Source organism: Mesorhizobium sp. WSM4817, from assembly GCF_055811135.1.
Genome location: NZ_JBVVQQ010000036.1, coordinates 20,770 through 33,834, shown reverse-complemented (window position 1 = coordinate 33,834; position 13,065 = coordinate 20,770). Strand labels below are relative to the sequence as shown.

The 13,065-nt window shown below is 63.5% G+C and carries 12 protein-coding genes; 7 read left to right on the top strand and 5 right to left on the bottom strand.

Translation table 11 applies throughout. From position 1 onward, the window contains the following. Position 1: 1 nt before the first annotated feature. On the bottom strand, positions 2–127 hold the full coding sequence (locus tag AC0L2K_RS31330) for a hypothetical protein (RefSeq protein WP_287171130.1): 126 nt from the start codon (positions 125–127) through the stop codon (positions 2–4). Positions 128–271: 144 nt separating this feature from the next. On the opposite strand from AC0L2K_RS31330, the gene AC0L2K_RS31325 reads away from it, so the two are divergent. After that, positions 272–1,639, top strand: coding sequence for an aspartate aminotransferase family protein (locus tag AC0L2K_RS31325; protein ID WP_128173109.1), 1,368 nt, complete (start codon positions 272–274; stop codon positions 1,637–1,639). 631 nt (positions 1,640–2,270) lie between these two features. Here the strand turns inward: AC0L2K_RS31325 and AC0L2K_RS31320 are convergent. The 4 genes from AC0L2K_RS31320 to AC0L2K_RS31305 all read right to left on the bottom strand — a co-directional run bounded on the left by AC0L2K_RS31320 (position 2,271) and on the right by AC0L2K_RS31305 (position 7,395). Next, entirely contained in the window at positions 2,271–3,365 is a 1,095-nt protein-coding gene (locus tag AC0L2K_RS31320; protein ID WP_128173108.1) for an alcohol dehydrogenase family protein, read from the bottom strand. Between the two features lie 167 nt (positions 3,366–3,532). Further along, complete coding sequence (locus AC0L2K_RS31315) at positions 3,533–4,912, bottom strand: aspartate aminotransferase family protein (protein WP_128173107.1); 1,380 nt, start codon at positions 4,910–4,912, stop codon at positions 3,533–3,535. Between the two features lie 177 nt (positions 4,913–5,089). Beyond that, positions 5,090–6,583, bottom strand: coding sequence for an NAD-dependent succinate-semialdehyde dehydrogenase (locus AC0L2K_RS31310; RefSeq protein WP_128173106.1), 1,494 nt, complete (start codon positions 6,581–6,583; stop codon positions 5,090–5,092). Between the two features lie 329 nt (positions 6,584–6,912). Then, positions 6,913–7,395 (bottom strand): Lrp/AsnC family transcriptional regulator, encoded by a 483-nt coding sequence (locus tag AC0L2K_RS31305; protein ID WP_031254440.1) that lies wholly within the window; start codon positions 7,393–7,395, stop codon positions 6,913–6,915. Positions 7,396–7,485: 90 nt separating this feature from the next. Between AC0L2K_RS31305 and ehuR the strand changes: the two genes are divergently transcribed. The 6 genes from ehuR to eutA all read left to right on the top strand — a co-directional run bounded on the left by ehuR (position 7,486) and on the right by eutA (position 13,048). Then, the gene (gene ehuR, locus AC0L2K_RS31300) at positions 7,486–8,871 is read left to right on the top strand and encodes a MocR-like ectoine utilization transcription factor EhuR (RefSeq protein ID WP_473533237.1); all 1,386 of its coding nucleotides are present in this window, start codon (positions 7,486–7,488) and stop codon (positions 8,869–8,871) included. A gap of 122 nt (positions 8,872–8,993) precedes the next feature. After that, positions 8,994–9,779 (top strand): ectoine/hydroxyectoine ABC transporter ATP-binding protein EhuA, encoded by a 786-nt coding sequence (gene ehuA, locus AC0L2K_RS31295; RefSeq protein WP_023797847.1) that lies wholly within the window; start codon positions 8,994–8,996, stop codon positions 9,777–9,779. A 94-nt stretch (positions 9,780–9,873) separates the two neighbouring features. Beyond that, positions 9,874–10,725: an ectoine/hydroxyectoine ABC transporter substrate-binding protein EhuB gene (gene ehuB / locus AC0L2K_RS31290; protein WP_023797848.1), complete on the top strand. Its 852-nt coding sequence runs from the start codon at positions 9,874–9,876 to the stop codon at positions 10,723–10,725. 176 nt (positions 10,726–10,901) lie between these two features. Then, positions 10,902–11,561 (top strand): ectoine/hydroxyectoine ABC transporter permease subunit EhuC, encoded by a 660-nt coding sequence (ehuC, locus tag AC0L2K_RS31285; protein WP_128166616.1) that lies wholly within the window; start codon positions 10,902–10,904, stop codon positions 11,559–11,561. Positions 11,562–11,577: 16 nt separating this feature from the next. After that, positions 11,578–12,237: an ectoine/hydroxyectoine ABC transporter permease subunit EhuD gene (ehuD, locus tag AC0L2K_RS31280; RefSeq protein ID WP_091600368.1), complete on the top strand. Its 660-nt coding sequence runs from the start codon at positions 11,578–11,580 to the stop codon at positions 12,235–12,237. Positions 12,238–12,274: 37 nt separating this feature from the next. Continuing rightward, positions 12,275–13,048, top strand: coding sequence for an ectoine utilization protein EutA (gene eutA, locus AC0L2K_RS31275; RefSeq protein WP_473533236.1), 774 nt, complete (start codon positions 12,275–12,277; stop codon positions 13,046–13,048). Positions 13,049–13,065 lie beyond the last annotated feature (17 nt).

Here is a 13,065-nt window from a genome sequence, read left to right as displayed (position 1 = left end):
ATCAGGCCACCTCAGCCTTGTTGTTGTGCCTGCTGGTGAGCCGTTCGGGAATCAGGTCTTGGCCATGCGCACAGCCGCCTTGGCGCAGGTTCCGGCGTTCAGCAGCCCCGAAACTGAAATTCTGCATGTCTTTCGTCCATCCGCCGGCCCTTCCGAAAGGTCTTGACACCCTTACAAGAAACGGATGCAGCAAACAGCATTAATCCAGAGGCCGATGCGCACGCCGAACGGCGGCAGGACGCACGTCCCGGCATGCAGGACAGGAGCCATCATGGACGCTCGACCGAATTCTCCCGAAGCCCGCGACATCAGCTACCACATGCACGGCTACACCAATGCCCGCAAGCACGAGGAAGCAGGGCCACTGGTCATCGAGAAGGGCGACGGCATCTATGTCGAGGATCTCGCCGGCAACCGCTATATCGAGGCGATGGCCGGGCTTTGGAGCGTCGCGGTCGGCTTCTCCGAGAAGCGGCTGGTCGACGCTGCGGTGCGCCAGATGTCCAAGTTGCCTTACTATCACGACTTCGGTTCCAAATCGCATTCGCCGCTGATCGATCTCGCCGAGAAGCTGGTGCAGATGGCGCCGGTGCCGATGAGCAAGGCGTATTTCACCAATTCCGGCTCCGAGGCCAACGATACGGCCATGAAGATGATCTGGTACCGGTCGAATGCGCTCGGCCAGCCGGCGCGCAAGAAGATCATCAGCCGCATTCGCGGCTATCACGGCGTCACCATTGCTTCGGCGAGCCTGACCGGGCTGCCCAACAACCACAATTCCTTCGACCTGCCGATCGCCAATGTGCTGCACACCTCGACGCCGCACCACTGGCGCGAGGCGCTGCCGAATGAGAGCGAAGGAGAGTTTTCGAGCCGGCTTGCTGACGATCTGGAAAAGCTGATCCTGGCCGAAGGACCGGAAACCGTCGCTGCCTTCTTCGGCGAGCCGATCATGGGCGCCGGCGGCGTCATCGTGCCGCCGGCAGGCTACTGGGAGAAGATCCAGGCGGTGCTGTCGAAATACAACATCCTGCTCGTCGCCGACGAGGTGATCTGCGGCTTTGGCCGAACCGGCGAAATGTTCGGCTCGCAGACCTTCGGCATCAGGCCCGACATCATGGTGCTGTCGAAGCAGATCTCTTCGTCCTACCTGCCGATCTCGGCCTTGCTGATCAATGAGAAGGTTTTCGAGCCGATTGCCGACGAAAGCAATCGCATCGGCACCTTCGGCCACGGCTTCACCGGCGGCGGCCATCCCGTTGCGGCGGCGGTCGCGCTGGAGAACCTGAAGCTGATCGAGGAGCGCGATCTCGTCGGCAATGCGCGCACGGTCGGCGCGCATATGCAGAAGCGGCTGCGCAAGCTCGCTTCGCACCCGCTTGTCGGCGAGGTGCGCGGCGTCGGCCTGATCGCGGCGGTCGAACTGGTCGGCGACAAGGCGAACAAGACGCCGTGGGAGACGGCCGGCGCACTGGGCGGGCTCGTCAACGGTTTCATGCAGCAGAACGGCGTCATCTCGCGCAACATGGGCGATGCACTGGCCTTCTGCCCGCCGCTGATTATCACCGAGCCCCAGGTCGATGAGGTGATCGACGCGTTTGAAAGATCGCTTGAAGCCGCGGTCAAGCAGGTCCTGTAGTGGCGCCCGTCGCTCGAGATCATGCCGTTATAAGAGAACCGAATTTTTCTTATAACTGGAGCCGCTAACTGGAGCCGCCTGACATGAAGACGGTCGACCGCAAGCGGCGTTATAAGAAAATTGCGAAAAACTTATAACGCCGCAGGAGAGGTTCAGGAATCCTTGTTGCCGTCGTGCGGCCAAATCAGAATGGTTTTGCGCGCAGACCCTGGGACCCATTCCGTTACCTCGGAGCGCTGCTGCGGTGCAGAACGCTTTGATCGTGGAGGGACAGCGCCCCCCTCTGTCCTGCCGGGACATCTCCCCCACAAGGAGGGAGATTGGCCTTGATCACTGATTTCGCCAACCATCAACCTTGCAAAAGGGACGCTGTCCGCGAAGCTGCCAATCTCCCCCCAAGTGGGGCAAACTTTGGCAAAGAGGGCAGGACAGAGGGGGCGCGAAGGATCGCTACAGAGCGCTTTTATTCTGAGCCGCAGCATTATGGACGGAAACTAGCTGGAATGCGAAGGCTTATGCCAATCGCCAGCGTTGGAGATCGGCTGCAGTCTGGTCGGGCAGCGACCACCCACAGCCTTTTCAGGCTCAGTCAAAGAACCAAATTCTCTATGCAGAGACTACGTGCTTCATCTTATCGACGATCCGCAACGGCATCAGGCACGACAACCAGCTTGCCGACAAAGTCCTTGGCAATGAAATCCGCCTGGGCACGGTGGAAATCGGAGAGTTTGTAGACACCGCCGACCAGCGGCCGGATCTTCTTCTCCTCGATGTAGCGGACGATTCGGCGGAAATCGTGTCGTGTGCCCTGGCTGGAGCCGTGCAGCTGCAATTGCTTGAGATACATGGTGCGCAGATCGAGTTGCACGACCGGGCCGGCAATCGCGCCGGCGGTGGTGTAGCGGCCCTCGGGCCGAAGGATGCGCAACAGGTCGTTGAAGATCGCACCGCCGACGAGGTCGGCAACCACGTCGATCGGCCGGCCGTCGGTTGCGTCGTTGACGGCGGCGGGCAGATCGGCGACGCCACGGGTGATCACCGCTTCGGCGCCGATGTCGAGCACCGCCTGTTCCTTGCCCTTGCCGACGACGGCATAGGGAATGGCGCCGCGCGCCCGCGCCAACTGCACGATGCCGGAGCCGACGCCGCCCGACGCGCCGGTGACCAGCACGCGCTCGCCGGCCTTCAATGCGGCGCGTTCGAGCATCTGTTCGCCGGTAAGGTAAGCGCAGCAGAAGGTGGCGAGTTCGACGTCGGTCAGGTCGGTGGCGACGACATGGGCGTTCTCGGCCGGCACGGTCTGGTACTCGGCATAGCCGCCGTCGCGGCCGTGGCCCATATAGTCGATGTCGGCGAGTGAATCATCGTCGCGGTTGTAGATGGAGAAATCGACCATCACCCGCTCGCCGATGCGGGCCGAAGAAACACCCTCGCCGACGGCAACGATGTTGCCGACGGTGTCGGTGCCCTGGATGCGCGGGAAGGTCAGCGTGTTGCCTTGGCGGCGCCAGGTCGATACCGCGGCAGCATCTTCCTCCGTGCCGTAGGCACCCTGACGCACCCAGACATCGGTGTTGTTCATGCCGCAAGCAGTGACCTTGACCAGCACTTCACTTGGGGCGGGCGAGGGCACTTTCACGTCGGTGCGGTAGACGAGCTTTTCCGGTCCGCCGTGGCCGGTCAGCTGCACGGCTGCCATGGTGGCGGGGAGGGCTTTGGAGGTCATTGATGTTGCTTCCAGATATTCCAGGTTCGCGCTGCCCCTCACCCTTACCCTCTCCCCGTGAACAACGGGGAGAGGGGGTCGCCAGCGCTGGAGCTTGTCCCTTCTCCTCGTCGTTCACGGGGAGAAGGTGCCGGCAGGCGGATGAGGGGCGGCACCAAGATCGATAATTAGATGCTGGCAAACACGCCCTTCACCGCATCCGCTGTCTTGGAGACGACGATGTCCGCCTCTTCGCGGGTGAGGCACAGCGGCGGCGCGAAGCCGAGAATGTCGCCTTGCGGCATGGCGCGGCCGATGACGCCACGCTCGGCAAGTGCGGTCGCGACCTGCGGCCCGATTTTTTGCGCGGCATCGAAGAACACGCGGTCGTCCCGGTCGGCGACGAATTCGATTGCCGCCAGCATGCCGTCGCCGCGCACCTCGCCGACATTTTTGTGGCCGCCGACGGCTTTCGCCAGTTCGGCGCGGAAATAGGCGCCGGTCTCACCGGCGTTGGTCACCAGGTCCATCTCGTCGATCAGTTCCAGGTTGGCGACACCGGCGGCGACGCAGATCGGATGCGCCGAATAGGTCCAGCCATGGCCTATGCTGCCGAGTTTGTCCGAACCCTGGACCAGCACCTGCCAGACCTTATCCGAGACGATGACGCCCGACAGCGGCGCATAGGCCGAGGTCAGTCCCTTGGCGATGGTGATCAGGTCGGGCTTGATGCCGTAGTGGTCGGAGCCGAACATGGTGCCCAGCCGGCCGAAGCCGGTGACCACTTCGTCGGCGACCAGCAGCACATCATATTTGTTCAGAACCGCCTGGATCTTTTCCCAGTACAGAGCGGGCGGCGGCACGATGCCGCCGGTGCCGAGGATCGGCTCGCCGATGAAGGCGGCGACCGTGTCCGGGCCCTCGGCCAGGATCATCTCTTCGAGCTTGTCGGCACAGTGTTGGGAAAACTGTTCCTCGCTCATCGAGCGGTCGGCGCGGCGGAAATAGTAGGGCGCTTCGGTGTGCAGGATCGGCGCGCGCGGCAGGTCGAAGGCGTTGTGGAACAGGTCGAGCCCGGTCAGCGATCCGGTCATGACTCCGGAGCCGTGATAGCCGCGCCAGCGTGAGATGATCTTCTTCTTCTCGGGACGGCCGAGCACGTTGTTGTAGTACCAGATCAGCTTGATGTTGGTTTCGTTGGCGTCGGAACCGGAGAGGCCGAAATAGACCCTCGACATGCCTTGTGGGGCGCGCTCGATGATCATCTTGGAAAGGGTGATCGACGCCTCGGTGCCGTGGCCGACATAGGCGTGGTAATAGGCAAGGTTCCTGGCCTGGGCGGCGATGGCGTCTGATATCTTCTGGCGGCCATAGCCGACATTGACGCAATAGAGCCCGGCGAAGGCATCGATGCTCTTGCGGCCGTTATTGTCCCAGATGGTGACGCCTTCGCCGCCGGCGATGACGCGGGTCGGCGATTCACCCCGTGCATGCGTGCCCATATGGGTCGAGGGGTGGAAGAAGTGGTCGCGGTCCCAGGCGGCGAGTTCGTTGGACTGGTCGAGCATTTTTTTAACTCCTTGGAGAAAGATGGTCCCGACGCGGCCTAAGGTGTGTCGAGATTCAGGCTAGGCCGAGTCGAAGTGGCTTCCGAGAACCGGAGCGGAGCGTACTTTTCGTACGGAGCACCGGAAGCGCAGGACGCCGCCATTTGCAGACCGGCATCACCTGAATGTCGATACACCTTACGCCACGTCCAGGCAGAGATATTTAAGATCGGTAAAGGCTTCGAGCCCGTGGCGCGAGCCCTCGCGACCGATGCCGGACTGTTTGACGCCGCCGAACGGGATCGGCGCGCCGGTGATCTTGACGCGGTTGATGGCGACCATACCGTAGTCGAGCGCGCGGCCCATGCGCAATTGGCGGCCGCCGTTCTCGGTGACGACATAGGCGACGAGCCCGAATTCGGTGGCGTTGGCGCGGGCGATGACCTCGTCTTCGCTGTCGAAGGTCGTCACCGCGGCGACCGGACCAAAAGTCTCCTCGCGCATGATCAGCGCGTCGTCGGTGACATCGGCGAGCAGGGTCGGCCGGTAGAACAGCGGTCCTGCAGAATCGCGTTTGCCGCCGGTGAGGCAGCGCGCGCCATGGGCGAGCGCATCGGCGACCTGCTCCTCGACCTTCTTGATGCCGCGCTCATGCATCAACGGCCCGATGTCGATGTCATCGGCCAGGCCATTGCCGGTCCGCAGCGCCTCGATGCGCCTGGCGAAGGCGGCGCAGAAACGATCATAAATCGGACGCTGGACATAGATGCGGTTGGCGGCAAGGCAATCCTGGCCGGAAGTGGCGAATTTGGCGTCGACGGCGATGGTCACCGCCTTGTCGAGATCGGCATCGGCGAAGACGATCAGCGGCGCGTGACCGCCAAGCTCCATAACCAGCCGCTTCATCGTCGGCGCGCTTTGCGCGGCGATAAGCCTGCCGATCTCGGTCGAGCCGGTGAAGCTCATAGCGCGGACGCGTGGATCTTCGCACATCCGCCCAACGATGGTCGAAGCCTTGCCGGTGAGAACGTTGAAGACGCCAGCCGGCAGGCCGGCGCGTTCGCCGAGCTCGGCCAACGCCAGTGCCGACAGCGGCGTTTCCGACGAAGGATGCGCGACGATGGTGCAGCCGGCGGCAAGGGCGGCCGCCGCCTTGCGGGTCAGCATGGCTGCGGGAAAATTCCACGGCGTGACGACGCCGACGACGCCGAGCGGTTCGCGCCGTACCATCATCTCGGCGTTTGGCAAATGGCTGGTGACGCTTTCGGCGTTGAGGCGCTTTGCCTCCTCGGCGTACCATTCGACGAAGGAGGCGGCGTAGTCGATCTCGCCAAGCGATTCCTTGAGAGGCTTGCCCTGTTCGAGCGTCATCAACAGCGCCAGATCGTCCTTGGCGGCGATGATCAGATCGAACCATTTTCGCAGGATTCTTGAGCGTTCCTGTGGGAGAGCCGCGCGCCAGGCGGGAAAGGCGCGCGACGCCGCGTCGATCGCCTTGCTCGTCTGCCTGGCATCGAGCGCGGCAACCCAGGCAACGGTGGCGCCTGTAGCAGGGTCGGTCACCCCAAAACTCTCGGCGGCGTCACTCGCCGTCCAGTGGCCGTCGACATAGGCGAGTTGGCGCAGCAGCCGGCGGTCGGCGAGCCGGTCAAGCGCTTCGTGGCGTTGTGGGCGGGCAAAATGCGCGGACATGTTCGAGGTCTCCCGGTTCGCAGTGATGCGGAGAGACTATGCGCGCGGCGCAGACAGAGAGGCTGTTTCGGAGCGCACGCGTAGAGAGATTGTCTCTATTGGGCTGCTCGGGCAGACAATCTGTTCAGCTTATAGGCTGGGCTATCTCATCGAGGAAGTGCCCCCTCACCCGGATTGCCAACCGAATTGCAAAGGGCAATTCGGGGCAATCCGACCTCTCCCCCGAGGGGAGAGGAGATCGCAGCGCCGGCACCTTTCTCTTCTCCCCGCCGGGGAGAAGGTGGCCGCGAAGCGGCCGGATGAGGGGCTCTTTGCGATTTGCTCAGACCTCACGACGGCGTCGGCAACAGATCGGCCACCGGCAAGGCGACCTCCTCCTTCACCGTCTTGGTGACGATGTAGGTGAAATAGCGGTCGATGCCGATCTCGCGTTCCAGCAGGGCGTCGACCAGCCGCTGATAGGCGTCGATGTCGCGCGCCATCACTTTCAGCAGATAGTCGACGCCGCCGCCCACCGACCAGCAGGCGACGATTTCGGGGACGTCGCGGATGACGCGCTCGAAACGGTCGAAATCGGCCTGGCGGTGGCTGGCCAGCGTCACCTCCATCAGGACGGTGGCGACCGGCGCGACGGCGCGCATTGCAACCCTGGCGTGATAGCCGGAGACGATGCCGGCCTTTTCCAGCTTGCGCAACCGCATCCAGCACGGCGTCGGCGACAGGCCGACCTTGTCGGCGAGCGCCAGCTTGGTGATGCGCCCGTCGCGCTGAACCGCGTCGAGGATTTTCAGGTCGATCTGATCCAGTCTCAATGCGGCCATGAGCGTCCACTTTTTTCCGCGACACCATGACGGCGCATTATTTAGATTGTCAATTGCACTGATTTCGATCTCTAATATGTCATGACATTGTGGCGTCCAGATCCCGCGCATATCCGGCGGCCGGCCTATCAATCGCTCGCCGACCAGTTCGCGCGCGCCATTCATGACGGACGGCTGGCCAACGGCGCGCGGCTGCCGACGCATCGCCGGCTGGCCGACGATTTGAAGCTTTCGGTGCAGACAGTCAGCCGCGCCTATGAGGAACTGATCCGCCGGGGCCTGGTCTCCGGCGAGATCGGCCGCGGCAGCTTCGTGCAGACGCAGCGCCGCGAGCCGGAGCCGCCCTATCTGCCGGAGCGCCTTGGCGAGGTCATCGATCTGTCGATCCTGAAGCCGGTCTGCGAGCCGATGCATCTGGAGAGGCTGAAGCAGGCGCTGGGCTGGCTCGCCGAGAACCTGCCGTCGACCTCGGCGCTGTCGTTTCGGCCGAACATGGTGTTTCCGCGCCACCGTGCAGTGGCGGTCGAATGGCTGCGGCTGTGCGGTCTCGACGTGTCGGCGCAGAATGTCAGCCTGACCAACGGCGCCACGGCCGGCATGACGGTGGCGCTGATGAGCGTGGCGCCGCCGGGTTCGACCGTCGCCACCGAGGCGATCGGCCATCACACGCTGATCCCGCTGGCGCGCTATCTCGGCTTCAACCTCGAGGGCCTGCCGATCGACGACAACGGCCTGATCCCGGAGGCGCTCGACGAGGCGTGCCGGCTTTCCGACATCCGCGCGGTATTCGTGCAGCCCTCGGTGATCAATCCGACTGCAACATTGATGAATGCCGCGCGGCGCGAGCAGATCGCTGCGGTGGCGCGCAGGCACGACATCGCCATCATCGAGAACGACGTGCTCGGGCCGCTGGTCGAGGGCCGTCCGCCGCCGGTCGCCGCCTTCGCGCCCGAGCGCACGCTCTACGTCACCTCCTTCACCAAGATCGTGCTGCCAGGCCTGCGCATCGGTTATCTCGCGGCGCCCGACCGCTATGTCGCTGCCGTCGCCAACCGGCATCTCGTCTCCAACTGGATGGCGACGCCGATGGTGGCGGAGATTGCGACAAAATGGGTGACCGACGGCACGGCGATGGAACTCGTCCGCTGGCAACGGTCGGCGCTGCGGCGACGGCAGGAGATCGCCGCCCAGGTGCTTGCCGGGGTCGACTACCGCGTCCATCGCGACGGGCTGCATCTGTGGCTGGAACTGCCCGGCGACCGCGCCGAGGAGGGCTTCGTCTCACAGGCCCGCCTGCAGGGCGTGGCGATCGCACCAGGCACATCGTTCCGCATCTCGGCGGCGCCCTGGCAGCCGGCAGTGCGCATCTCGCTGGGCTCGACAACCGAGGGGGAACTGCGCGCCGGCCTCAGTGTTGTCACTAAACTTCTGCTCGGCGACCCAGAGCATCTGCTGCTGGCGATCTAGGCAAGCATTGCCGCGAAATTCTACGGAGTCAGAAACATTGTCATGAGTTTATTTTCCTGATTGACATGATTTGGCGCGTTCCGCATCGTTAAGGCACAGCTTCTCCAGCACGGGGGAATTCTTTGTCCGCGCCCATCATCAAGATCGACGCCATTTCGAAAAGCTTCGGTACCTTCAAGGTGCTGGACGGACTGTCGATGCAGGTCATGCCGCGCGAGAAGCTGGCGCTGATCGGCCCATCCGGCTCCGGCAAGACGACGATCCTGCGCATCCTGATGACGCTGGAGAGGATCGACAGCGGCCACATCCAGATCGACGGCGAGCAGCTTTACCACATGGAGCGCAACGGCCAGTTGCTGCCCGCCGACGAACGGCATCTGGCAAGAATGCGCCAGAAGATCGGCATGGTCTTCCAACTGTTCAACCTGTTTCCGCACAAGAGCGTCATCGACAACGTCACGCTGGCGCCGATCCTGACCAAGGGCATGCCGCGCGCCGCCGCCGAAAAACGGGCGATGGAACTGCTCGATATGGTCGGCATGGCCGACAAGGCGAAAGCGATGCCGGCGCAGCTTTCCGGCGGGCAGAAGCAGCGCGTTGCCATCGCTCGCGCCTTGGCGCTGCAGCCCAGGATCATGCTGTTCGACGAGGTGACATCGGCGCTCGATCCGGAACTGGTCGAGGAGGTGCTGAACGTGTTGTGGCGGCTCTGCTCCGAGACCGACATGACCATGCTGCTGGTCACCCACGAAATGGGTTTTGCCCATGATTTCGCCGACCGGGTTCTGTTCTTCGACCGCGGCAAGATCGTCGAGGAAGGCAAGCCGGACGAGATTTTCCGCAACCCCAAGCAGGAGCGTACGCAAGCTTTCCTGAAGAAGATCATCGCGGCCGGACATCGCGTCTGACTGCCATGCCCCGGGCGGCAGCGCCGTCCTCCCAGGGCGGCGAAGCCGTCCCGTGGAACGACCAAACCAAAAGAGAAACAAGGAGTTGGGAACAATGAAGAAACTTGGCATTCTGGCCGGCGTCGCCGGTGTTGCGCTGACCGCAATCCTGGCCGCTTCGACCGCGGGATCGGCCGACGACAGCAAGCTCGAAGAACTCAAGGCACAGGGCTTCGCCCGTGTCGCCATCGCCAACGAGCCGCCCTATACGGCGGTTGCGGCCGACGGCAAGGTTTCGGGTGCGGCACCCGATGTGGCCCGTGAAATCTTCAAGCGTCTTGGTGTCAACGACATCGTCGCCTCGATTTCGGAATATGGCGCGATGATCCCTGGCCTGCAGGCCGGCCGTTTCGACGTCGTCACCGCCGGCCTGTTCATGAAACCGGAGCGCTGCGCGGCGGTCGCTTATTCGGAGCCGGTGCTGTGCGACGCCGAGGCGATGCTGGTCAAGAAGGGCAACCCGAAGGGCTTCAAGAGCTATGAGGATGTCGCCAAGGATGCCACCGCAACGATCGGGGCGCCGGGCGGCGGCACCGAGGAGAAGCTGGCGCTCACTGCCGGCGTGCCGCGTGACCGCGTCATCGTCGTGCCGGACGGCCAGAGCGGCCTGAAGATGCTGCAGGACGGCCGCATCGACGCCTATTCCCTGCCGGTGCTGTCGATCAACGATCTGGTCAAGAAGGCCAACGATCCGAACCTCGAAGTCGTCGCCCCGGTGGTCGGCGCGCCGGTCTATTGCGACGGCGCGGCGTTCAAGAAGGGCGATGAGGCGCTGCGCGACGCCTATGACGTGGAATTGGCCAAGCTGAAGGAGTCCGGCGAATTCGCCAAGATCATCGAGCCCTACGGTTTTTCGGCCGCGGCGGCGATGTCGACGAGCCGCGACAAGCTCTGCTCGGCAAAATAGGCGCCTTTTTCCTTCTCCCCGTTCACGGGGAGAAGGTGTCACGAAGTGACGGATGAGGGGCAGCGCCAGTTCTGCCAAATTGGCTCTGCCCCTCATCTGCCTGCCGGCATCTTATCCCCGTGAACGGGGAGAAGATGCCAAGACTGTAACCGTAAAACGCTGGAAATTCGAACTTCATGACCCAATGGTCCGGCTATTTCGGCCTGATATTGCAGGGAGCGCTTGTTACCATCGAGCTGACGCTGATGGGGTCGGTGCTTGCCCTAATCATGGCCTTTCTCGCCGGGCTGGCGCGGCTGTCGCGTTTTTTCGCCATTCGGGCGCTGGCCACCGCCTATATCGAATTCTTCCGCGGCACCTCGATCTTCGTGCAGCTGTTCTGGGCCTATTTCGTGCTGCCCTTCATCGGCATTTCGCTGACGCCGCTGCAGGCCGGCGTGCTGGCGCTTGGCCTCAATGTCGGCGCCTATGGCGCGGAGGTGGTGCGCGGCGCCGTCCAGTCGATCGGCCGCGAACAGTACGAGGCCTGCATCGCGGTCAATCTCGGCCGCTGGCAAGCCATGCGCCATGTCATCCTGCCGCAGGCGCTGCTGGTGATGCTGCCGACCTTCGGCAACAACGCCATCGAATTGCTCAAGGCCACCGCCGTCGTTTCGCTGATCTCGCTCACCGACCTGACCTTCCAGGCCCAGGTGGTACGCTCGCAGACCGGCAACACGCTGGTGCCGTTCACCACCATTCTCGTCATCTATTTCGCCCTTGCGCTGATCATTTCCTGGGGTGTGCGTTCGCTGGAACGCCGCATGGCGCGCGGCCTCGACGGGGTGCGCGTCTGATGGATCGGGCCTCGTAATGGAGTGGGATTGGAATTTCGTCTGGGAGATCATGCCGACCCTGATCGAGGGCGTGAAGATCACCATCCTGGCGACACTGCTCGGCTCGGTCCTGGCCGCGATCGTGGGGTTGGCCATCGCGCTGGCGCGGCGCTCGCCGAACAAGGGCTTGTCGCGCAGCGTCGGCTTCCTTGCCGAGTTCATTCGCGGCACGCCGCTCTTGGTGCAGCTCTATTTCATCTTCTACGTGCTGCCGGACATCGGTATCCTGCTGCCGCCGCTGGTGGCGGGCGTCATCGGCCTCGGGCTGCATTACGGCACCTACACGGCCGAGGTCTATCGCGCCGGCATCGACAATGTGCCGCGCGGCCAGTGGGAAGCCGCCAAGGCCTGCAATCTCAACGCCAGGCAGACCTGGACCCACATCATCATGCCGCAGGCTATCCCGCCGATGATCCCGGCGCTTGCCAACTATTTTATCGCCATGTTCAAGGAGACGCCGCTGCTTTCGGCGATCACCGTGCTGGAACTGATGAACCAGGCCAAGAGCGTCGCCAACACCTATTACCGCTATGTCGAGCCGATGACCTTGGTCGGCGCCTTCTTCCTCGTCATCAGCCTGTTCTCGGTCGTGCTGCTGCGCTGGCTGGAACGCCGCTACGGGCGCATTGAAAAATGACAGCTCCTTCGACCAAACCGTTGGCAAGGAGCGCATGGTGACCGCTCCAGTCGACATCCGCTTGCACTCGACACGGCCGGCGCTCGACGCGCGTCCGCTGGAAAAGCGCGTCGGCCTGATTATCCTTGCCACCGACCATACGACCGAACCGGATTTTCGTCGCATAGTGGCAAGCGACCGGATCGGCGTCTATGTCGCGCGCATTCCCTACGCCAATCCGACGACGCCGGACAATTTGCGCAAGATGCAGCCGTCGCTTACGGCGGGCGCCGCGCTCATCCTGCCTGATGAGCCGCTCGACGCGGTCTGCTATTCCTGCACCTCGGCCTCGGTCGTCATCGGCGATGCCGAGATCGAGGCGGCGGTGCAGGCGGCCAAGCCCGGCGTACCCGTGGTTACGCCGCCGATGGCAGGGGTGCGCGGCTTGAAGGCGCTGGGCGCCAGGACGATCAGTATTCTCACTCCTTATACTGTCGAGACCAGCCGGCCGATGGCCGCCTATTTCGCGGCGCACGGTTTCGAGATCGCCAGCTTCACCTGTCTCGGCTTCGACGACGACCGCGAGATGGCGCGGATTGCACCGGCCACGCTGGTCGATCTGGCGCGCGAGGCGACTGATGCGCAAGCGGACGCGCTGTTCGTCTCCTGCACGGCGCTGCGGGCCGCACTTGCCGTCGTCGGCATGGAAGAGGCGATCGGCCGTCCGGTGGTGACCAGCAACCAGGCGACCGCCTGGAACTGCCTGCGGCTTTGCGGCGACGACGAGCCGCGCGCCGAATTCGGCCGTCTGATGACCCTGTTGAGACAATGAGGCGATGTCCGGCATGA

Excerpts from the sequence above, each read along its gene's own strand:
- AC0L2K_RS31330 (WP_287171130.1), bottom strand. The coding sequence starts at position 127 with ATGCAGAATTTCAGTTTCGGGGCTGCTGAACGCCGGAACCTGCGCCAA.
- AC0L2K_RS31325 (WP_128173109.1), top strand. The coding sequence starts at position 272 with ATGGACGCTCGACCGAATTCTCCCGAAGCCCGCGACATCAGCTACCAC.
- AC0L2K_RS31320 (WP_128173108.1), bottom strand. The coding sequence starts at position 3,365 with ATGACCTCCAAAGCCCTCCCCGCCACCATGGCAGCCGTGCAGCTGACC.
- AC0L2K_RS31315 (WP_128173107.1), bottom strand. The coding sequence starts at position 4,912 with ATGCTCGACCAGTCCAACGAACTCGCCGCCTGGGACCGCGACCACTTC.
- AC0L2K_RS31310 (WP_128173106.1), bottom strand. The coding sequence starts at position 6,583 with ATGTCCGCGCATTTTGCCCGCCCACAACGCCACGAAGCGCTTGACCGG.
- ehuR (WP_473533237.1), top strand. The coding sequence starts at position 7,486 with ATGACATTGTGGCGTCCAGATCCCGCGCATATCCGGCGGCCGGCCTAT.
- ehuB (WP_023797848.1), top strand. The coding sequence starts at position 9,874 with ATGAAGAAACTTGGCATTCTGGCCGGCGTCGCCGGTGTTGCGCTGACC.
- ehuC (WP_128166616.1), top strand. The coding sequence starts at position 10,902 with ATGACCCAATGGTCCGGCTATTTCGGCCTGATATTGCAGGGAGCGCTT.
- ehuD (WP_091600368.1), top strand. The coding sequence starts at position 11,578 with ATGGAGTGGGATTGGAATTTCGTCTGGGAGATCATGCCGACCCTGATC.